Source organism: Stappia sp. ICDLI1TA098, from assembly GCF_054880955.1.
Map to the genome: position 1 here is coordinate 70,872 of NZ_JBTZBT010000004.1, position 19,863 is coordinate 90,734.

The 19,863-nt window shown below is 67.9% G+C and carries 22 protein-coding genes; 14 read left to right on the forward strand and 8 right to left on the reverse strand.

Annotated features, from left to right (window positions below):
• Positions 1 to 3: 3 nt before the first annotated feature.
• From ACSLUQ_RS17905 to ACSLUQ_RS17915, 3 genes are all read left to right on the forward strand, one after another.
• On the forward strand, positions 4 to 585 hold the full coding sequence (locus ACSLUQ_RS17905) for an NAD(P)H-dependent oxidoreductase (RefSeq protein ID WP_417772908.1): 582 nt from the start codon (positions 4 to 6) through the stop codon (positions 583 to 585).
• Complete coding sequence (locus tag ACSLUQ_RS17910; protein ID WP_417772909.1) at positions 585 to 1,172, forward strand: NAD(P)H-dependent oxidoreductase; 588 nt, start codon at positions 585 to 587, stop codon at positions 1,170 to 1,172. Before ACSLUQ_RS17905 ends, ACSLUQ_RS17910 begins: the two co-directional genes overlap by 1 nt.
• 160 nt (positions 1,173 to 1,332) lie before the next feature.
• Positions 1,333 to 1,806, forward strand: a complete 474-nt coding sequence (locus tag ACSLUQ_RS17915) for a MarR family winged helix-turn-helix transcriptional regulator (RefSeq protein WP_417772910.1) — start codon at positions 1,333 to 1,335, stop codon at positions 1,804 to 1,806.
• A 223-nt stretch (positions 1,807 to 2,029) separates the two neighbouring features.
• Here ACSLUQ_RS17915 and chrA read toward each other — a convergent pair whose 3' ends face one another.
• Complete coding sequence (chrA, locus tag ACSLUQ_RS17920) at positions 2,030 to 3,349, reverse strand: chromate efflux transporter (RefSeq protein WP_461809297.1); 1,320 nt, start codon at positions 3,347 to 3,349, stop codon at positions 2,030 to 2,032.
• A gap of 321 nt (positions 3,350 to 3,670) precedes the next feature.
• On the opposite strand from chrA, the gene ACSLUQ_RS17925 reads away from it, so the two are divergent.
• From ACSLUQ_RS17925 to ACSLUQ_RS17940, 4 genes are all read left to right on the forward strand, one after another.
• Positions 3,671 to 4,573: a DMT family transporter gene (locus tag ACSLUQ_RS17925; protein WP_417772912.1), complete on the forward strand. Its 903-nt coding sequence runs from the start codon at positions 3,671 to 3,673 to the stop codon at positions 4,571 to 4,573.
• 116 nt (positions 4,574 to 4,689) lie between these two features.
• On the forward strand, positions 4,690 to 5,805 hold the full coding sequence (locus ACSLUQ_RS17930; protein ID WP_461809298.1) for a LacI family DNA-binding transcriptional regulator: 1,116 nt from the start codon (positions 4,690 to 4,692) through the stop codon (positions 5,803 to 5,805).
• Positions 5,806 to 5,861: 56 nt separating this feature from the next.
• Entirely contained in the window at positions 5,862 to 6,830 is a 969-nt protein-coding gene (locus ACSLUQ_RS17935) for a 2-hydroxyacid dehydrogenase (RefSeq protein ID WP_461809299.1), read from the forward strand.
• A 90-nt stretch (positions 6,831 to 6,920) separates the two neighbouring features.
• Positions 6,921 to 7,382, forward strand: coding sequence for a hypothetical protein (locus tag ACSLUQ_RS17940; RefSeq protein WP_417772915.1), 462 nt, complete (start codon positions 6,921 to 6,923; stop codon positions 7,380 to 7,382).
• Positions 7,383 to 7,445: 63 nt separating this feature from the next.
• Here ACSLUQ_RS17940 and ACSLUQ_RS17945 read toward each other — a convergent pair whose 3' ends face one another.
• The gene (locus ACSLUQ_RS17945; protein WP_461809300.1) at positions 7,446 to 8,624 is read right to left on the reverse strand and encodes a pyridoxal phosphate-dependent aminotransferase; all 1,179 of its coding nucleotides are present in this window, start codon (positions 8,622 to 8,624) and stop codon (positions 7,446 to 7,448) included.
• A 150-nt stretch (positions 8,625 to 8,774) separates the two neighbouring features.
• Between ACSLUQ_RS17945 and ACSLUQ_RS17950 the strand changes: the two genes are divergently transcribed.
• From ACSLUQ_RS17950 to ACSLUQ_RS17970, 5 genes are all read left to right on the forward strand, one after another.
• Positions 8,775 to 9,242, forward strand: coding sequence for a methylated-DNA--[protein]-cysteine S-methyltransferase (locus ACSLUQ_RS17950; protein ID WP_461809301.1), 468 nt, complete (start codon positions 8,775 to 8,777; stop codon positions 9,240 to 9,242).
• A gap of 153 nt (positions 9,243 to 9,395) precedes the next feature.
• Positions 9,396 to 10,478: a CobW family GTP-binding protein gene (locus ACSLUQ_RS17955; RefSeq protein ID WP_461809302.1), complete on the forward strand. Its 1,083-nt coding sequence runs from the start codon at positions 9,396 to 9,398 to the stop codon at positions 10,476 to 10,478.
• Positions 10,479 to 10,480: 2 nt separating this feature from the next.
• On the forward strand, positions 10,481 to 11,455 hold the full coding sequence (locus tag ACSLUQ_RS17960; RefSeq protein ID WP_417772919.1) for a WD40 repeat domain-containing protein: 975 nt from the start codon (positions 10,481 to 10,483) through the stop codon (positions 11,453 to 11,455).
• Positions 11,456 to 11,498: 43 nt separating this feature from the next.
• Complete coding sequence (locus ACSLUQ_RS17965) at positions 11,499 to 11,990, forward strand: DUF2937 family protein (RefSeq protein WP_417772920.1); 492 nt, start codon at positions 11,499 to 11,501, stop codon at positions 11,988 to 11,990.
• 39 nt (positions 11,991 to 12,029) lie between these two features.
• Positions 12,030 to 12,938: a LysR family transcriptional regulator gene (locus ACSLUQ_RS17970; RefSeq protein WP_461809303.1), complete on the forward strand. Its 909-nt coding sequence runs from the start codon at positions 12,030 to 12,032 to the stop codon at positions 12,936 to 12,938.
• A 34-nt stretch (positions 12,939 to 12,972) separates the two neighbouring features.
• Here the strand turns inward: ACSLUQ_RS17970 and ACSLUQ_RS17975 are convergent, their stop codons facing one another.
• Positions 12,973 to 14,052, reverse strand: coding sequence for a Leu/Phe/Val dehydrogenase (locus tag ACSLUQ_RS17975; RefSeq protein WP_461809304.1), 1,080 nt, complete (start codon positions 14,050 to 14,052; stop codon positions 12,973 to 12,975).
• Between the two features lie 317 nt (positions 14,053 to 14,369).
• Here ACSLUQ_RS17975 and ACSLUQ_RS17980 point away from each other — a divergent pair, with 317 nt between their 5' ends.
• Both ACSLUQ_RS17980 and ACSLUQ_RS17985 read left to right on the forward strand, forming a co-directional pair.
• Positions 14,370 to 15,023: a DUF1007 family protein gene (locus ACSLUQ_RS17980; RefSeq protein WP_417772923.1), complete on the forward strand. Its 654-nt coding sequence runs from the start codon at positions 14,370 to 14,372 to the stop codon at positions 15,021 to 15,023.
• 16 nt (positions 15,024 to 15,039) lie between these two features.
• Entirely contained in the window at positions 15,040 to 16,176 is a 1,137-nt protein-coding gene (locus ACSLUQ_RS17985) for a nickel/cobalt transporter (protein WP_461809305.1), read from the forward strand.
• A 34-nt stretch (positions 16,177 to 16,210) separates the two neighbouring features.
• On the opposite strand, the gene ACSLUQ_RS17990 is transcribed toward ACSLUQ_RS17985, so the two are convergent.
• From ACSLUQ_RS17990 to ACSLUQ_RS18010, 5 genes are all read right to left on the reverse strand, one after another.
• Complete coding sequence (locus ACSLUQ_RS17990; RefSeq protein WP_417772925.1) at positions 16,211 to 17,131, reverse strand: DMT family transporter; 921 nt, start codon at positions 17,129 to 17,131, stop codon at positions 16,211 to 16,213.
• A gap of 115 nt (positions 17,132 to 17,246) precedes the next feature.
• Entirely contained in the window at positions 17,247 to 17,645 is a 399-nt protein-coding gene (locus tag ACSLUQ_RS17995) for a nitrile hydratase accessory protein (protein ID WP_417772926.1), read from the reverse strand.
• Positions 17,638 to 18,297, reverse strand: a complete 660-nt coding sequence (gene nthB, locus ACSLUQ_RS18000) for a nitrile hydratase subunit beta (RefSeq protein ID WP_461809306.1) — start codon at positions 18,295 to 18,297, stop codon at positions 17,638 to 17,640. Before nthB ends, ACSLUQ_RS17995 begins: the two co-directional genes overlap by 8 nt.
• On the reverse strand, positions 18,294 to 18,938 hold the full coding sequence (gene nthA / locus ACSLUQ_RS18005; RefSeq protein WP_417772928.1) for a nitrile hydratase subunit alpha: 645 nt from the start codon (positions 18,936 to 18,938) through the stop codon (positions 18,294 to 18,296). Before nthA ends, nthB begins: the two co-directional genes overlap by 4 nt.
• Positions 18,939 to 18,982: 44 nt before the next feature.
• Positions 18,983 to 19,753, reverse strand: a complete 771-nt coding sequence (locus ACSLUQ_RS18010; RefSeq protein ID WP_417772929.1) for a gamma-glutamyl-gamma-aminobutyrate hydrolase family protein — start codon at positions 19,751 to 19,753, stop codon at positions 18,983 to 18,985.
• Between the last annotated feature and the right edge of the window lie 110 nt (positions 19,754 to 19,863).

Here is a 19,863-nt window from a genome sequence, read left to right on the forward strand (position 1 = left end):
GGAATGCGCGTCCTCCTCATCCATGCCCATCCGGTGGAGACGAGCCTGTCGGCGGCGCTGCGCGAGCAGTGCGTGCGCTCGCTCGTCGCCGCCGGGCACGAGGTGGAGGAACTCGACCTCAACGCCCGCGGCTTCGATCCGGTGCTGAGCCGCGAGGAGCGGCTTTGCTACCACGACACCACGGCGAACCGGAAGAACGTGGAGGCGGAGGTCGAGCAGTTGCTCAGGGCCGAGGCGCTGGTGCTTGTCTATCCGGTGTGGAACTACGGGTTTCCGGCGATCCTGAAGGGCTATTTCGACCGGGTGTTCCTGCCGGGCGTTTCCTTTCGGCTGGAGAACGGCAAGGTGGTCGCGAACCTGCGCCACATCCGCAGGCTCGTCGCGGTGACCACCTATGGCGGCTCGCGGTTCCGCGCCTTTCTTGCCGGGGACCCGCCGCGCAAGATCGTCTGCCGGGTGCTGCGCGCGCTCGTCGCGCGGACCGCGCGGCTGTCCTATCTCGCCCTCTATGACCTCAATCGCGCTGACGACGCGCGCCGCGCCGCCTTTCTTGCTCGCGTCGGCGCGAAACTGAAGGACCTTTGATGCGCGTTCTCTTGATCTTCTGCCACCCGTCCAGCGACAGTTTCGGCGCGGCATTGGCCGCGACCGTGCGCGCGGCGCTCGACGAGGCCGGTCACGAGGTGCGCTTCACGGATCTCTACCGCGCGAACTTCCATCCCGCCCTCGGCGAGGCCGAATGGCGGCGCTACGAAAACGCGGAGCTGAACCGGCTTGGCATCGAAGGCCATGTCGAGGACATCGAGTGGGCCCAGTCGCTGGTTTTCGTCTATCCCACCTGGTGGTACGGGCTGCCGGCGATGCTGAAGGGCTATCTGGACCGGGTCTGGGTGCCGCATGTGACCTTCACGATGCCGACCGAGACGACCTCCATGCGCCCGCGCATGCAGCACATCCGCAAGATCGCGGTGGTGACGACCTGCGGCGCGACCTGGTGGCTGTCGAAGCTTGTCGGCGAGCCCGGCCGCAAGACCGTCCTGCGCGGCATTCGCGCGCTGTGCGCACCGTTCTGCCGCACCCGCTATCTTGCGCATTACAAGATGGACAGTTCGACGCCGGAAAGCCGCAAGGCCTATCTGGAAAAGGTGCGTCGGACGATGGCGCGCTGGTAGGAACGGGTTCGTTTCACCCAATGCGAAGCCGCCTGAAAACCTTTGCTTGGCGGCGGTCGATGCCGCAAAATGATGCGCGAGCGCAGGAATTCGGCCAGCCGGCAAGCCGAAGTCATGTCGTGTCATCAAGCGTTCATTTGCCGGCATTAGAAAGCCGATCATGGCGTTCAACCACAAGAAAAGCGTGACGTTTCGTCTTTCCCAGGCGGCAAAGGCCCATCGTTCGCGCGCTGGCACCCACCTCTCCCGGATCGGCCTCCATCCGGGGCAGGAAGCCGTGCTCAAGGTTCTGTTCGAGATGGACGGACAGACCATGAGCCAGCTTGCCGCAGCCCTTTCCGTGCAACCGCCGACGGTCACCAAGATGGTGACCCGGCTTTCGGCCCAGGGGTTCCTGCGCCGGGCTTCGTCCGAGACCGACGGGCGGCTGGCGCGGGTGTTTCTCACCGACGAAGGTCGCGGTCTGGTCGATACCATCGACAAGGCATGGAAGCGGCTGGAGCGCGAGGCGCTGGCGGGCATGGACGACAAGGACCGCAAGAAGCTGCGCAAGCTTCTGCGCCAGGTCGAGAAAAACCTCGGTTCCCGCTCCGCCGATGATGCTGAACTCGACGCCGAGGACGCGGCCGAATAGGCGCATGCGGGACCCCGTTCCCGGGCGAAACGCGCGCGAGGGCCGAGAGCTCTCCCCGCACCGGCGGCTGCGCGCGCTGGCCCGTTCCTGACCCTGCCCCCTTTCTGACGAGGCCGACATCGGCCCCGCGCCCGGCGCACCTTGGCGGCGCTCGGCCGCTCTCATCTCGCCCCACCTCAGCCCCTACATACATTCCCCCCGCGGGGCGTCCGGTCACCCGAAATCAGCCGGATGCCAGTCCCGTCAGATGCAGTGTGAGGCCGGCGAGCGCGCTTGTTGCGACCACGGTGGCGACGCCGCGTTTCAGGGCGAAGAGCAGCACCGCGGCAAGGATCGCCAGTACCAGGGCCGCACCGTCCAGGCTTGTCGGGTCGGGCAGGTCGAGCCGAAGCGGGCCGAGGTCGACCGGCATTCGGCGGACGAAGAGGACGTTGGTCGCGAACCACAGGGCGAGATCGAGGATCGTACCGACCACGGCCGCCGTGATCGCCGCCAGCGCGCCGGCCATCCAGCGCACCCGGTGCAGCCGCTCCACATGCGGAGCGGCGAAGAGCACGAACAGGAAACTCGGGGCGAAGGTGACCCAGGTGGTCATGGCGGCGGCAAGGATGCCTCCGGCGAGTGAGCGGTCGGCGAAGACCTCGCGCCAGCCGCCGAGGAAGCCGACGAATTGCGTCACGAGAATCAGCGGACCGGGCGTGGTTTCGGCCAGCCCCAGCCCATCGAGCATTTCACTGGCGCTGAGCCAGCCCTTCGCCTCGACGGCGACCTGGGCCATGTAGCTGAGCAGCGCATAGGCGCCGCCGAAGCTCACCAGCGCCATGGTGGAGAAGAAGCCGGCAATGTCGACGAGCGCATTGTCGGGGGAAAGCAGCAGCGCGGCGAGGGCCACCGGCATTGCCCAGAGCGCGATGCCAAGGGCGAGCCCGCCAAGACCGAGCCCCGTGCGGGGGGCCGGTTCCGCGGACGGTGAGGCGGAGGGAGCCCGCGCCCGCGGGCCAAGCAGCGCGCCAGCCAGGGCGGCTGCGGCGATCACCAGCGGGAACGGCAGGTCGAACAGGCGCAGGGCGAGAAACGCCAGTCCGGCGACGGCCCAGGCAAAGGGCGAGGCGAGGGCGCGCTTTGACAGGCGCATCAAGGCCTGGACGATGATCGCCAGCACACCCGCCTTGACGCCGAAGAACAGGCTCTCGATCAGCGGCGCGCCGCCGAAGCCGACATAGACGAGGGACAGGGCAAGCATGAGCAGCGCGCCCGGCAGGATGAACAGCAGCCCGCTCACCAGGCCGCCGCGCAGGCCGCCGGTCAGCCAGCCGCAATAGGTCGCGAGCTGTTGCGCCTCGGGTCCGGGAAGCAGCATGCAGAAATTGAGCGCGCGCAGAAAACGTTCTTCGCTGATCCGTCCGCCCTCGTCGACGAATTCGCGGTGAAGCAGCGCGATCTGCGCGGCGGGGCCGCCGAAGGAGAGAAGTCCGACGCGCAGGGCCCGCCGGGCAAGCCAGGAGAGATCGTCGGGTGGTGTTGCGGAGGTGGCGGTCGCCATTTCACGGTCCTGGATGGCGCGCCTCGGCGCGGGTTGAACGCAGCGCATAGCCGACCTGCATTTCCGTACCATGACAAGCCGTGCGATTGCGGAGACACTCAAATCGATTTAATACGACAAATCGCAGCGGTCGACGGCAGGCGGAAGGCGAGGGAGGATCCCTGGGCGTTCGCGCCGCGCAAGATGCGGGCCGGGCCGGCATTGCAGCCGACGGCGCGCGCGATCCTGACATTCGCAGGCCGGGCGTTTTAAGGCCGGACGTTCTAGGGAAGGTTCTCGCGCTTGGATGCCCCCAACAAGACAGACGGCGGACGCCTCGGCATGATCCCCGAAAGGTTCGTCGGCATCGCGCTGATTTCCTTCGCGTTCCTGTGTTTCTCCGGTCTCGATGCGACGGCAAAGTTTCTTGGTCGCACGCTGCCGGCCGAACAGATCGTGTGGATGCGTTTCGTCACCCATGTCCTCTATGCGACGGTGCTGTTCCGGCTCTGGTCGAACATGCACGTCTTCCGCAGCCGGCGGTGGGGTCTGCAGATCCTGCGGGCGCTGTGCCTGCTCGGCTCGACGCTCTTCAATTTCTTCGCCGTGCGCTACCTGCAGCTTTCCGAGACGGTCTCGATCATGTTCGCCGCGCCTTTCGTGGTGACGGCGCTGGCCGGGCCGCTGCTGAACGAATGGGCGGGGCTGCGGCGCTGGATGGCGGTGATCGTCGGCTTCATCGGCGTGCTTGTGGTGACGCGGCCGGGCGTTGGCGGGCTCAACTGGGCAGCGCTCCTGTCGGTCTGCTCTATGCTGAGCTATGCGCTCTATGCGCTGTTGACGCGCATGCTTGCGCAAACGGATTCGGCGATGGGAATGCTGGTCATTTCCGGCGTCATTGCCTCGCTCGCCATGACGCCTTTCGGCATCGCCTCATGGACGGCGCCGCCCGATGCGCTGAGCTGGGTGCTGCTGCTGTCGACCGGCGCCTGGGGCGGCATCGGTCATTTCGCGCTGATCCGCGCGCATGTGCTGGCGCCGGCCTCCGTGCTGGCACCCTTCATGTACACACAGCTCGTGTGGATGATCGCGCTCGGCTATCTGGTCTTTGCCGATGTTCCGACCGTCTATACGCTGATCGGTGCGTCGATCGTGGTCGCCTCGGGCCTCTATATCCTCAACCGGGAGCGGAAGGTGGCGAAGACCGGACCGGCGCTCGCCGACACCGGCATCCACGACGACTGAGCCGTCCGCCGGCCGGACGGGCGAGCGGACACTTGTGCGCGCAGGCGATCTGCGGGACCCTTCTGGACAGGCGAGCGGACGCGAGGATGGACGGCTCGACGCGGAAACCGGACGACATGACGGACAAGAGCGCGGATACGGCTGGCGACGGCCGGCCCCTCGGCGGGGAGGCGGGCCCGGAAGCGGATCCGAAGACCGGCGCGGCGGCGGCCGGCCGTCGTCTGACGCTTGGCGACCTGGCGCTGGCGCTCGGCGTTTCCACGGCGACGGTGTCGCTGGCGCTGCGCGACAGCCCGCTTGTCGCCGAGGCGACGGCGACGCGCATCAAGGAACATGCCCGCAAGGTCGGCTACATCTACAACCGGTCGGCGGCGGCGCTGCGCACCGCGCGCTCCAACATGATCGGCATTGCCGTCCACGACATTCTCAATCCCTATTTCGCCGAGGTGTTCAGCGCGCTTGAGGACGAGCTCGGCCGCGAGCGCCAGGTCGTGCTGATCTGCAACCACCGTGACGACGTGCGCCGGCAGCGCGATTTCGTCGACACATTGATGCAGCACCGGATCGACGGGCTGGTGCTGTGCGCCTCCGTCGGCACCGCGCCGCAGGAGATCCGCGCGCTGGTCGAGGCGGGGGTGCCGGTGACACTGATCTGCCGGGACGTGCAAGGCGCGGGCGCGCCGGTGGTGCGCGGCGACGATCTCGCCGGCGGACGCATGCTCACCGAGCACTTCCTGGCTCAGGGGCACCGGCAGATCGCCATGGTCGGCGGGCGCAGGGCCAGCTCGGCCGGCCATGAGCGCAATCTCGGCTGGAAGCAGGCGCTGGAGGCCGCCGGCCTCGATCCGGCGACGCAGGTCGATATTCCCGAGCTGATGACCCAGGCCGACGGGCGCGACGTGGTGCCGGCGCTGCTGTCGGCGCGCCCGCGCCCCTCCGCGGTCTTCGCCTTCAACGATCTCGTCGCCTACGGCATCCTGTCGGCTCTGCGCCGGCAGGGGGTCGAGCCGGGCGCGGAGATGGCGCTTGCCGGGTATGACGACACCGACGGGGCGGCAAGCCGCACGCCGTCTCTGACCTCCGTGTGGAACAGCCCGGACGAGATCGGCCGCCAGGCGGCGGAGTTGATGCTACGCCAGATCGGCGGCGAGCGGGTTGGCGAGGAGCGCCGGCTGATCCTGCCGGAGTTGCGCATTCGCGAGAGCTCGCCGCCGCCGCCTTCCGCCGTCTAGTGTCCTTCACCCTTCAACATCACACCCACGACAAACCACTCAGAAAGGGATCCCTCATGGCGCTTGCCGACATTCTCATGCTCGGTCGCATGCTGCCGGTCGTCGAAGAGACGCTTGCCAGCCGGTTCACCCTCCACAAGGTCGGCCGCGATGAGGTCGCCTCCCTCGATCCGGGCCTTGCCGCGCGGATCGCGGGGGTTGCCTGCGGCGCGCATGTCCCGGTCGACGCGCCGCTGATCGACCGGTTGCCGAAGCTTGAGATCGTCGCCAACTTCGGCGTCGGTTACGACAGCGTCGACGCCGCCCATTGCGCCTCGAAGGGCATCTGCGTCACCAACACGCCGGACGTCCTGTCGGAAGAGGTCGCCGATACGGCGCTCGGTCTGCTGCTGATGACGGCGCGCGAGCTCTCGGCCGCCGAGCGCTACCTGCGCGCCGGCAACTGGGTGGGCAAGGGCCCCTATCCGCTGACCGCCGGCACGCTGCGTGGGCGCAAGCTCGGCATCCTCGGTCTCGGGCGCATCGGCAAGGCGATCGCGCGCCGCGCCGAGGCTTTCGGCATGGAGATCCACTACCACGGGCGCAGCCGGCAGGCGGATGTCGCCTATCCCTATCACCCGACTCTGGCGGGCATGGCCGAGGCCTGCGACACGCTGATGGTGGTGGCGCCGGGCGGCGCGTCGACGCGCGGCATCGTCGACGCCGGCGTGCTGAAGGCGCTCGGGCCGCAGGGCATCGTCATCAATGTCGGGCGCGGCACGGTGATCGACGAGCCGGCGCTGGTCGCGGCGCTGGCCGACGGCACGATCCTGTCGGCCGGGCTCGATGTCTTCGCCGAGGAGCCGAAGGTTCCGCAGGCGCTCATCGACATGGAGCGCGTCGTGCTGCTGCCGCATGTGGGATCGGCCTCGCGCCACACCCGCGATGCCATGGGCCGGCTCTGCGCGGAGAACCTGATCTCCTGGTTCGAGACAGGCCAGCCGGTGACGCCGGTCGCCGAAACCCCCTTCGCGCGGAAAGTCTGAACAAGCTTAACGGAGTGTTAAGGCGTCCCTTGCACACTGGCAATCTGCGAGCGCGCCTCCTGCGCGCCCGCCTTGTCAGGAGGGTACGTCATGCGACAGGATGCGAGGGAACGGCTCGGCAGGGTCGGCGCGGTCTTGTCCTTTGCGCTGTTCTCACTGCTTTTCTTCGGCACGGCGGTCACCTTCTCGGGGCCGCTTGAGCGCTCGGTTGCCGGATCGTGGCACCTCCTCGACGAGGTGAGCGGCAAGGGCTGTCGCCTTGAGCTGCGCACCGCCGTCCATCCGGCGGCCGTCTCCGCGCCGGCGTTTCGCGTCGATGCCGGCAATTGTCGCGGCGTCTTGCCGGGTGCCGCGGACATCGCCGCCTGGAAGGCGCTTCCCGAAGGCGGCCTGTTGCTCGTCTCCGGGGCCGGCGACACGGTCGCCGCCTTCGACGTGGGCGAGCTGGACGGGTTGATCTCGGTCGCGCCGAGCGGCGTGTTCCTGCTTTTGACGCCCGAGCATCCGATGGCGCTTTCGGCGCTCATTCCGGCAGCCAGCCCGCGCATGTGACCAAGCGTATGTGACCAAAAGAGGCGGTCCGGGCGCGATCACCGCGCCCGGCCTTTGCCGCCGTCAGGGCGTTTGCGTGCCGAGGAATTCCTCCATGCGCTTCAGCGCGCGGGAGATGTTCTCCGCCGAATTGGCGTAGGACAGGCGGATATACCCTTCTCCGAGAATGCCGAAGTCCGGCCCGCCGATCACCGCCACGCCGGCCTTTTCCAGCAGCGCGCCGGCAAGCGGCTTCGCCTTCCAGCCCGTCTCCTTGATGTTGGGGAAGGCGTAGAAGGCGCCCATCGGCGCGCGCGCGGAGACGCCTGGCAGCGCGTTCAGCCCCGTGACCACCAGCTTCCGCCGCTTGTCGAACTCGGCCATCATCTGCGCCACCGCGTCCTGCGGTCCGGTGAGCGCGGCGAGGCCGGCGAACTGCGCCGGCGCATTGACGCAGGACCAGCAGTTGACGGCGAGCTTGCGCGCCTTGTCGAGCAGCGCCTGCGGCCACACGGCATAGCCGAGCCGCCAGCCGGTCATGGCATAGGTCTTGGACCAGCCGTCGAGCAGGATCAGCCGGTCGCGGATCTCCTCGTAGCCGTAGAGCGAGCAGTGCTGCGCACCCTCATAGGTCATCTGTCCGTAGATCTCGTCGGAGAGGATGGCGATGTCGGGTCGTCCGGCGAGGCCGGCGACGAGCTTGTCGATCTCGGCCTTGGGGGTGACGCCGCCGGTCGGGTTCGCCGGCGAGTTGAGGATCACGAGCCGGGTGTTCGGCGTCAGCAGCGAGAGCGTCTCCTCGGCGGAGAAGGCGAAGTCGTTCTCCTCGCGGATGGGGATCGGCACCGGGTTGGCGCCGGTGAACTCGATCATCGAGCGGTAGATCGGGAAACCGGGATCGGGATAGAGGATGTCGGCGCCGGGTTCGCCGAACATCAGGATCGCCATGAACATGGTGACCTTGCCGCCCGGCACGATCACCACCTTGCCCGGGTCGACGGGCGCGCCGGTGCGTTTTTCCACGTCGGCGGCGACGGCCTCGCGCAGCGGCAGGATGCCGGTTGCCGGCGTGTAGCCGTGCTCGCCGTCGCGCAGCGCCTTCACCGCCGCCTCGACGATGTGGTCGGGCGTGCGGAAATCGGGCTGGCCGATGCCCAGATTGATGATGTCGCGGCCCTGGCCGGCAAGCTCGGTCGCCCGCGCCAGCACGGCGAAGGCGTTCTCCTCGCCGATTCGGGTGAAGGCCTCGATGGTTTTCAGCATTGTTCCTCCCGCCGGACGCGCGATGCCGTCGCGCGACCCGGATTTGATCGTGATATCGTCTTTCGTGTTTTAGCCGGGCACGCGGGCGTGCGAAACTCCCCGCGCGCCACCTGATGGCGGCGGACGCGCGAAAGAGGAGGAACAGCCCGGATGCCGGAGGAAATCGCCGTCGTTCATGTGGATACGCCCGTGGGCATCCTCGAGGTCGCCGAGCGCGACGGGGCGGTCGTACGCGTTGGCTGGGGGCGCAGCCGCGCGCCGGACGAGACAGCGCTGCTGGGCGAGGCGGTGCGTCAGCTTCATGCCTATTTCGATGGTGCGCTGAAGAGTTTCGACCTGCCGCTGAAGCCCGCGGGCAGCGCCTTTCAGCGGCAGGTCTATGACGAGATGCTGGCCATTCCCTATGGCGAGACGCGCACCTACGGCGAGATTGCCAAGCGGCTTTCCACCCACGGCCAGCCCATCGGCCAGGCGTGCGGCGCCAATCCGATCCCGGTGATCATACCCTGCCACCGGCTCCTCTCGGTCACCGGCCTTGGCGGCTATTCCGGGCGTGGCGGGCACGACACCAAGATCGCCCTGCTGCGGCTCGAGGGCGGCTATCCCTTCCTTGTCTAGGCGTCGCGCCCCGGCGCCTTTCCCAAGCGCTTTGCCAAGCGGCGAAGTTTTCTGTAGTCCGGTGGGCAAGACACCCCATATCCTCGGGCAACGGCCGCTTCCGCGCACAGGCTGCGGGCGGCACCCCCAGGTCGAACACGTTCAGGCAGGCCAATGACCCTTTCCCAGGACAACAAGATCCCCGTCACCGTGCTGACCGGCTATCTCGGTGCCGGCAAGACGACGCTTCTCAACCGTATCCTCACCGAGGCGCACGGCCGCCGCTACGCGGTCATCGTCAATGAGTTTGGCGAGATCGGCATCGACAATGATCTTCTCGTCGAATCGGACGAGGAAATCTTCGAGATGAACAACGGCTGCATCTGTTGCACCGTGCGTGGCGATCTGATCCGCACCGTCGAGAACCTGATGAAGCGCAAGGGCTCCTTCGACGCGATCCTGGTCGAGACGACCGGCGTCGCCGATCCGGCTCCCGTCGCCCAGACCTTCTTCATGGACGACGATGTGCGCGCCAACGCCAAGCTCGACGCGGTCGTCGCTGTCGTCGATTGCCGCCACGTGCTGCAGCGTCTCAAGGATACCGAGGAGGCGGAGGACCAGATCGCCTTCGCCGATGTGATCGTGCTCAACAAGACCGACCTCGTCACCGCTGACGAGCTGAAGGCGGTGGAGACACGGATCAACACCATCAACCCCTATGCGGTGCTGCATCGGGCGGAGCGCTGCAATGTGCCGCTCGACGCCGTGTTGAACCGGGGGTCCTTCGACCTCGAGCGCATCCTCTCGCTCGACCCGCACTTCCTCGAGGAGGACGACCACGATCACGTCTGCGGCCCCGATTGCGACCACGATCACGATCATGGCCACGACCATCATCACGATCATGGCCATCACCACCATGACCATGACCACGATCATCATCACGACCACGATGCGCCGCATTCGGTGAAGAGCGTGTCGATGACGACCGGCGAGCTTGATCCGGAAGTGTTCTTCCAGTGGATCGGCGCGGTCACCCAGACACAAGGGCCGAACATCCTGCGCCTCAAGGGCATCATGGCGTTCAAGGGCGATCCGCAGCGCTATGTGGTGCAGGGCGTGCACATGATCATCGAAGGCGATCACCAGCGCGACTGGAAGGACGGCGAGGAGCGCCGCAGCCGTCTCGTCGTGATCGGCCGCGAGCTCGATTTCGAGGCGCTGGAAACCGGCTTCAAGGCCTGCGAGGCCGACTGAGCATGGTGACGGTCGCTCCCCTCGATCCGGGGTCCTATGTTGTTTCCGCGAGCTTCCTGAACGACACGCCCGCCTTTGCGCTGGGCGACGGCACCGTCGTGCTGCTGGGCGCGGAGGGCGAGAAGCGGGTGCAGGTTCATGGCGGCGGGCTTCTCGCCGCCGCGCGCACGCAGCCGGGCGATGCGCTGGTCACCGGCGGCGATGACGGAAAGGTTTGCCGACTTACTGCCGAGGGCGTCGTCGAGATCGTCGCCGATCTTCCGCGCAAGTGGATCGATCTGGTCGCCTGCGGACCGCAGGGCGCGGTCGGCTTCGCCGCCGGTCGGGTTGCCTATGTGGTTGCCGGTGCGGGTGCGCCGAAGGAGTTCCCGCAGGGGCGCGCCGTCGGCGGCATCGCCTTCGCACCCAAGGGGCTTCGCCTTGCCATCGCCCGTTACGACGGGGCAACGCTGGTCTGGGTCAACGCCAGTGGCGCGCCGCAGGACCTCGAGTGGAAAGGCGCGCACACCGGCGCCGCCTTTTCGCCGGATGGCAAGTATCTGGTCACCACCATGCAGGAGAACGCGCTGCACGGCTGGCGGCTTGCCGACGGGCAGGACATGCGCATGACCGGCTATCCGTCGAAGGTGAAGTCGATGAGCTGGTCGGCGCGCGGGCGCTATCTGGCAACCTCGGGGGCCAATGCCGCGATCTGCTGGCCGTTCTTCGGCAAGACCGGCCCGATGGGCCAGCAGCCGCTGCAGCTCGGGGCACGCTCCGACCAGATCGTCACCCAGGTCGCCTGTCATCCCGGCGAGGAGGTGGCGGCCATCGGCTATCAGGATGGCATGGTTCTGGCGGTTCGCTTCGGCGACGCCCAGGAAGTGCTGCTTCGCCGGCCGGGGGCCGGTCCGATCAGTTCCTTGTGCTGGGACAAGGGCGGCCTGCGCCTCGTCTATGGCAGCGAGGCGGGCGAGGCGGGTGTCATCTCGCTTTAGGGCGAAGGCATCGAAGAGGGCGAAAGAGGAGAGGAACAGCGGCATGATCGGACGAAGTGTCTTGATCCTCGTCGCGCTCCTCGGCGGGGCGACGACCTCGCAGCTTCCCGAATTCGCGCAGCAGTACCGGCAGCGTCTTGGCGGGGCGATCGATGCGCTTTCGCAGGTGGTCGACGAATTTCGCGAGGATGCGCGGGCCAACGGCCTGAGCGCCGACGAGGCGGTGATGGTGCTGTCGAGCGCGTCCGACCGCCTTGTGCGGGCGCGGGGCGAGCGCATGGGCCATACCATGGCGCGGCTTTCGCGCCTGGAGACCCAGCGCGCGGCGTTCAATTCCGCCGGCCCCTTCGCGCGGCTCGCGGTGCTTGGCGAGAACATCGATCCGGACCTCGCCCGGGCCACCCTTTCGGATTTCGAGCCCGCCGTGCCGGTTACCTCGGAAGGGGCGATTTCGGCTGGCGGCGGGTTTCTCACCGTGCTCTTCGGAGGCGGTCTCATGGGACGGGCAGTGCGACGCAGACGTCGCTCGGCATGATGCGGCGCGCTTTTCGGCGGCCGCGATCGGGAGGTGTGAATGGACACGCTCAGCAGGATGCGCTGCTTCCTGAAGGTCGTCGACGCGGGCGGCTTCTCGGCGGCGGCGCGCGAACTCGGACGGTCCAAGGCGCTGGTCTCCAAATATGTGAGCGAGCTGGAAGACGAGCTTGGCGCGCGGCTCTTGAACCGGACGACGCGGCAGATTTCGATGACCGAGGTCGGTCACGCCTTCTACAAGGAGGCGAACGACATCCTGACCCGGATCGACGATCTCAAGGCCTCGGTGCAGAACACGCATCAGGCCGCGCGCGGTACGCTCAGGGTGTCCGCGCCGCGCTCGATGGGCGATGACTTCATCAACCCGGCGGTGATCGCCTTTCTGGAGAGGGAGCCGGAGATTTCCGTCGACCTTCGGCTCGAGGACCGCTTCGTCGATCTGGTGGAGGAAGGCTTCGACGCGGCGATCCGGGTGTCGGAACTCACCGATTCAAGCCTGATCGCCCGCAAGCTCGCGCCGCTGCGCACCGTGGTCTGCGCTTCGCCGGAGGTCATCGCGCATTTCGGCGAGCCACATCATCCGCAGGATCTGGCGGAGCGTCCCTGCATCATCGACAACAACTACCGCTTCCGCAACAACTGGCAGTTCGAGGGCGAGGCCGGCCGGTTTTCGGTGCCGGTCACGGGCCGGGTCGAGGTCAATTCGGCCCAGGCGGCGCGTCTTGCCGCTCTGCACGGGCTGGGGTTCCTGCGCACGCCCTATCCCTTCGTTCACTCCGACATCGTCGAGGGGCGTCTGGTCGAGGTGCTGCCGGGCACCCACCCGGACGGTCAGGCGATCCACGTGGTCTATCCGCACCGCCGGCATCTTTCCGGCAAGGTGCGCGCCTTCGTGGACTTTCTCTCCGAATGGTTCGCCGAGAAGCGGCGCGAGGGCCAGATCTGCTGAGCCGGCCGGCCCGCGGCGCTTCGCCCGGGCCTCTTCAGTCGCGTCGTGCGGTCAGCCGTTCTTCCGCAATGCTGTCGGCGACAGCCTGGGTCGGCGTGTCGGTCGCGTCGGCGCGCTCGAAGATATGGGCCAGCGTCGCGCCGATGGCGACCACCTTGTCGCGCACCAGCCGGTCGTCGCCGCCGGGGCTGGCCAGCGCGATGGAGATCACGCCGCCGGCGTTGATCGCGTAGTCGGGCGCGTAGAGCACGCCGCGGGCGCGCAGCGCCGCGTCATGGCGCGGTTCGGCAAGCTGGTTGTTGGCGGCGCCGGCGATGACGGGAGCGCCCAGCTCGGCGATTGTCCGGTCGTTCAGCCCGGCGCCGAGGGCGCAGGGGGCGAAGACATCGGCGGCGACGGCATGGGCCTCGTCGGTGGCGCAGACGGTGGCGCCGAACTCGGCGACGGCCCGTTCCACCGCCGGGGCGTGGATGTCGGCGACAACGAGCCTGGCGCCGGCCTCGTGCAGACGACGGGCGACATCCATCCCGACATGGCCGAGGCCCTGGACGCAGACCGTGCGGCCCTTGAGATCCTGTGTGCCGAAGCGGTGGCCGAAGGCGGCGCGGATGCCGACGAAGACGCCGAGGGCGGTGTAGGGCGAGGGGTCGCCGAGGCCGGTGGCTCTGGTGCCGCGCACATGGGCGGTGCGGGTTGCGACCTGCTCCATGTCCGCGGCCGTGATGCCGACATCCTCCGCCGTGACGTAGTGACCGCCGAGACGGTCGACGGCGTTGCCGAAGGCCGTGAAGAGCGCGGGCGTCTTGTCCTTGCGCGGGTCGGCGAGGATCACGGCCTTGCCGCCACCGAGGTCAAGGCCGGCGAGCGCGTTCTTGTAGGTCATGCCGCGCGACAGGCGCAGCGCATCGGTGAGCGCGTCGGCGTCGCTGGCATAGGTCCACATGCGGCAACCGCCAAGCGCCGGGCCGAGGCGGGTCGAATGGACCGCGATGATCGTCCTCAGTCCCGACGCTGCGTCGAAGCCGTGGACGATCTGTTCGTGGCCATCGAATTCCGGGTGATCGAAGACACCGGCGAAAGTCGCCGCGACCTTCGGCGAGAGCGGAGCGTTCATCGTTTCCTCCTCGGGATCTTTTCCTCGCGGATGGCCGCCGGCTCGCGGGGCGGGCTTGTCCCCGGGGCGCACGGGCTCCTCTGCGCCCGCTTTCGGCGCATCCGCCAATCTCAGGGAAGGATGCGCCAGGTTGTCCGGAATTTGCATTTTTTCGATCCGGAAATCGCACAAGAATTGTTCGTTCTGTTTCGAAATTGTCGAGATTGTCGCGATTTTGTTTCTTGTCTCGCGGCCTGTCCGGCTTCGCCTTGCTGTCGCCGCGAAGAGGGAGAATATGCGCAGGATTGGAGCGTGATCGGTCGGGAAGGGTGGCGAGAATGTTGCGTTGGGTCTCAGGAGCGCTTGTTCTGACGGCGTTGGGCGCGGGCAGTGCGGCGGCGCATCCGCATGTCTTCGTCGAGGCGCGCTCCGAACTCGTCTTCGACGGGGACAAGCGGCTTTCGGCGGTCCGTCACGTCTGGCAGTTCGATGAGGCGTTCACCGCCTTTGCGGTGCAGGGGCTGGATGCGGATGGCGACGGCAAGCTGACCCGCGAGGAGCTGCAGCCGCTGGCGCAGATCAACGTCGAGAGCCTGTCGGAATACGACTTCTTCACCTATCTGACGCAGGGCAAGGCTACGGCGGTCGCTTTCGGCGAGCCGCAGGAATACTGGCTCGACTTCTACGGTGGCCGGCTGACCCTTTTCTACACGCTGCCGCTGGCCAAGCCGCTGGTGATGGACGCCAACACCATCACGCTCGAGGTCTTCGATCCGAGCTATTTCGTCGCCTTCGAGATGTCGCAGGAAGATCCCTTCGAGATGGTCGCGGCGCCGTCCACCTGCTCCCTCGACTTCAAGCCGCCGCCGCCGCTCGATCCGCAGACGGCGACGACGCTGGCGCAGATCCCGGCCAGCGAGCGCGAGATTTCACCCGACCTGATGCAGGTGACGGAGACGCTTTCCAACAGCGCCACTGTGGCCTGCAAGTGAGAGAGAGCCTGCCCTCATGAGATCCTTCAAGCTGCGCGATGTGGTGGTTGCGGTCGCGCTTCTCGCCGTTTTCACCGTGGCGCTGCCGTCCGGCGCGGCGCTGGCGGCGCCTTCGCCCTTCGGCGTCGGGCTGCCGGAGCAAAGCATCGGCCCATCCGGGGTTTTCTCCGGCTTCTTCATGTGGGTTGCTGCCCAGCAGACGGCCTTTTATTCGGCGCTGACGGCAGCGATCAAGGAGATGAAGGCCGACGGCACCGCCGGCTGGTGGCTGATGGGGCTGTCCTTCGCCTACGGCGTCTTCCATGCGGCCGGACCCGGCCACGGCAAGGCGGTGATCTCCTCCTATATTCTGGCCAATGGCGAGACGCTGAAGCGGGGAATTCTGCTGTCCTTCGCCTCGGCGCTGGCCCAGGCGGTGACAGCGATCGTCCTCATCGGGCTGGCCTCGATCCTGCTGCGCATGACCTCCATCGCCATCACTGAAACGACGCGCTGGTTCGAGCTCGGCTCCTATTTCGCCGTCATGCTGCTCGGCGTCTGGCTCGTCTGGCGAAAGATCGTCAGGCCGATGATCCCGGTCCGCCGTCCGGTGGCGCTCGGCGCCCAGGTCGCCTGTGCCGTCGACCACCATCACGCGCACTCTCATGATCACGGCCACAGCCACGATCACGCGCATCACAGCCACGATCATGCCCATGACGATCATAGCGGCCACGATCATGGCGGGCATAACCACCACGACCACGCCGGTCATGGCCATGTTCACGCAGCGGAGGACGCCTGTCCCAGTTGCGGCCATGTTCACGCGCCGCCGCCCGAGATGCTGGAGGGCCGGTTCTCGCTCGCCCGGGCCTGGTCGGTGATCCTGGCGGTCGGGCTGCGCCCCTGTACCGGTGCGCTGGTGGTGCTGGTCTTCGCGATTTCGCAGGGTCTCTGGCTCGCCGGCGTCGGCGCCACCCTGGCGATGGCGGTGGGAACGGGCGTGACGGTCTCGGCGCTGGCGACGCTGGCGGTGATGGCCAAGGGCGCGGCGCTCCGGATCGCCGGCGGCGGCGGAGCCCATCGGGTTCACCGTTTCGCCGAGGCGGCCGGCGCGCTCCTCGTTCTGTTCCTTGGCACGTCGCTCTTCGTCGCGGCCGTCGGCTGGGGCTGAGGGCTCCCGGTCGGCTGAACAGGCAACCGCAAGATCAGGCGGCCGCCGCCCTGCGGGCCGTCCTCTGCTCGCGGTGAATGACGTAGAGCCCGGCCGCGACGGTCAGGCCGATGCCGGCTGCGGCGATGCCGTCCGGCAGGTCGCGGAAAATGAGCCAGCCGATCAGCGTCGCGAAGGGGATTTCCAGATACTGCATGGGGGCGAGCGTCGCTGCCGGCGCCAGCCGCAGCGACCACGTCATCAGCAGGTGGGCGACCGTGCCGAGCACGCCGATGGCGAGCAGCAGCGCCAGGCTCCTCGGGGTCGTGGCGAGCTCGTCGAGCGCTCCCGAAAGGCCGGTTTCCCAGCCGAGCGCGCCGGCAACCGCGATGGACGGACCCAGGATCAGAACGGCGACGACGCCGCTCACCGCCTGGAGGGCAATCGGGTCGGTGGCCTTGGCGACCTGCCGGGTCACGAGCATGAACAGCGCGAAGGCGGCGGCCACGGCCAGCGGCAGCAGCGCCGGGGCGCCGACCTCCGCGTAGTTCGGCCGGATGACCAGCAACACGCCGATGAAGCCGACGAGGCAGGCGCCCAGCCTGTAGGGGCCGACATCCTCGCCGAGAACGAACTTGCCGAGCAGCAGCATCATGAACGGCATGACGAAGGCGATCGCGATCGCATCGGCCAGCGGCAGGAAGCGCAGCGACAGGAACATGGCGGCGATGCCGATGATGTGCAGCACGGTGCGCAACACGGTCAGGCGGAAGGTGCGCGGGGGCATGGCGAGGCTGAGCCGGCTCGCCCAGGCAAGCGGCACCAGGATCACGGCCTGCATGAGGAAGCGGGCGAGGATCATCAGCCCGAGCGGCAGCGTCTCGCCCAGGATCTTGGCGACGGAATCGCCAAGCGGGGCAAGGATGCAGAAGCCGAGCATGAGCAGCATGCCGACAAGCGGCCGATCGGAAATCATCCTGTCACCTTAGGTGCATGGCGAGCGCAAGGAAAGCCTCCAGGTTGTACCCCGGTTGCATGTCGCGGCCACTGACGATGCGCCGGCATGGTCGCCGCGCCGAAAAGGCGGAGTTTCAGGCGGGGGGAACCGGCTGCCCGTCGCGGCCGAGCTCGATGGGCTCGCCATGCGGGGTGGCGGCCGCCGCACGCTCCCACGCCTGCCTGCGGGCCGAAAGGCGGTCGGGCGTGGTCACCGAGCGGGCGGTAACGATGCGCTCCAGCGCCACCAGCCAGTGGCTGTAGTAGCTGTCGCCGCAATCGGGATCGCCGGCCGCCTGCGCCTCGCGGATCGCGGCGGAGAGCGTTTCGGCCCATTCGCTCCAGGTGAACAGCCCCTGCTCGTTGAGAGAGACGGCCAGCGCAAAGGCGCGAGCTTCCCAGGGGGCGCTGAAAACCGGTTCGCCCTCGCGGCGGGGCAGGTTGGCGAAGAGTGTCTCGGGCGGATGGTTCACGGGCGCTTCGCTTTCAGGCATGGACAAGATAGGCCTCCCAGAGGTCGGCGCGAACGGACAGGGAAGGGTCGGTGTCCTCTCCCCAGATCTCGGGTCCGTCGAAGGCGACGCCATAGAGCCAGGTCGGGTTCTCGCCGGTGCCGGCGGCGTTGCTGTCGGGAAAGACATGGGCTCCGTGCACCGCCTCGATGACGCCGACATGGCCGCGCAGGTAGCGGGGAATGCGGGTGTGGCCTTGCGGGTGCATGTTGCGGGCGCGCACCCGGTCGCCGACGGCAAAGCGGGCCGGAGCTTGCGGCTCGCGCTCGCTCGGGCCGCCTTTGGCCAGCGCGGCGGCGACGGCCTCGGCGGCGAGAACGCGCTGCGTCGGCCGGCTCGCGTGCAGGCTGCGGCCGGTGTCGATCTCATCGCGACGCACCAGATCCCGTTCGGCAAGCAGCTTTTCCAGGCCCGCCAGCCAGATCTCGTAGTAGCTGAAGGAGAGGTAGTCGACCGGCGGCAGGCTCTCACGCGCGAACCGCGAGGCATCGAGGCTCCATTCGCCGGTGGCGCCCATGGCAAGCGTCACGGCGAGTGCCCGCCGCTCCCATTCGGCATGAAAGACCGGCTCGTTGGCTTCCGGCACGACCGGGCCGAAGCCCATCATGCCGCCGAGGTCCTGCGCACCGTTCATCGCGCGGCCTCCCCGGGCTGCAGCGCCATGCCGGTGCCGATCATGCTGTCGCGGGTGACAAGCGCTGCAAGCGCTTCCTCGCTCCAGCCCTCGGTGCCCTCGGGGCGCATGGGAATGACGAGGTAGCGGATCTCGGCGGTCGAATCCCAGACGCGGATTCCCGTCTCGTCGGGCAGGGCGACGCCGAAATCGTCCAGAACGCCACGCGGATCACGTACCACCTTGGCCCGGTAGGGGGCGGACTTGTACCAGACCGGCGGCAGGCCGAGCACCGACCACGGGTAGCAGGAGCACAGGGTGCAGACGACCATGTTGTGTTCCTGCGGCGTGTTCTCGACCGCGACCATGTGCTCGCCCTGGCGGCCGGTGTAGCCGAGCGAGGCGATGGCCGCCGTGGCGTCGCGGCGAAGCCAGTCGAGGAACTCCGGATCGCTCCAGGCCCGTGCGACCACATGAGCACCATTGTGCGGCCCGACCTTGGTCTCATAGGTCTCGATCAGCACGTCGAGCGCCTTGGGATCGACGTAGCCCTTTTCGACCAGGATCGATTCCAGCGCTCGCACACGGGCATCGGTGGGCGAGATCTCCGACCCGTGGTCGTGGTCATGGTCGTGAGAATGATTGTGCGAATCATGTGCCATGGGCGGCCTCTTGCGTTGGGACGGCGGTGCGGGCCGCCGGCGTGTCATTCGGCGGCGGCTTGCGTGTTTGCCTGCGCCATGCGTCGGCGCAGCGCGTCGCCGAAGGCGGCGAACAGCCGCGAGGAGGCGGCGTCGCTGCCGACCCAGTATTCGGGGTGCCACTGGGTGGCGATGGCAAAGCCGGAGGCGCCGGCCACCGACACGGCCTCGACCGTGCCGTCGTCCGCCGTCGCCTCGACGACGAGGCCCGGCGCGAGCCGGCCGATCGCCTGACGGTGCAGCGAGTTCACCTCGACGCGCGCATCGCCGAGGATATCGGCGAGCCGGCCTCCGGCGCGCACCTCGACGTGATGGGCGAGGGCGAAGCGTGTGTCCTGGTCGCCCTCCGCCGGGGCGCGGTGATCCTGCCGGCCCTCGAGCTCCTGCACCTCGGCGACGAGGGTGCCGCCAAGGGCGACGTTCGTTTCCTGAAGCCCCCGGCAGATGGCGAAGAACGGCAGGCCGCGCTCGAGCGTGCGACGGATCAGCGGCAGCGTCGTGGTGTCGCGACGCTGGTCGTAAGGGCCGTTCCTGTCGCTCGAATCGCCGCCATAGAGCGCCGGATGGACATTGGAGCGCGATCCCGTGAGAAGAACGCCATCGACCCTGTCCAGGACGGCGTCCAGATCGATCGCGGGGCCGAGCGAGGGCAGCAGCAGGGGCATTGCGCCCGCGCCCTGTACCACCGCCTCGAGGTAGGAGGAGGGCGCTGCGTGCCAGACGTAGCCGTCGACTTCCTTCACGTCGCAACTGACGAGAACAACGGGTGCGGACATGGGAACTCCTGTGGAGCCGGTATCTTGCGTCGCGTCTGGCCGACCTGCAGCGTCACGCAAGCGATGAGATTGCGGAGATTAGCGAACGGGACGATCTTGTCCACCGCCGC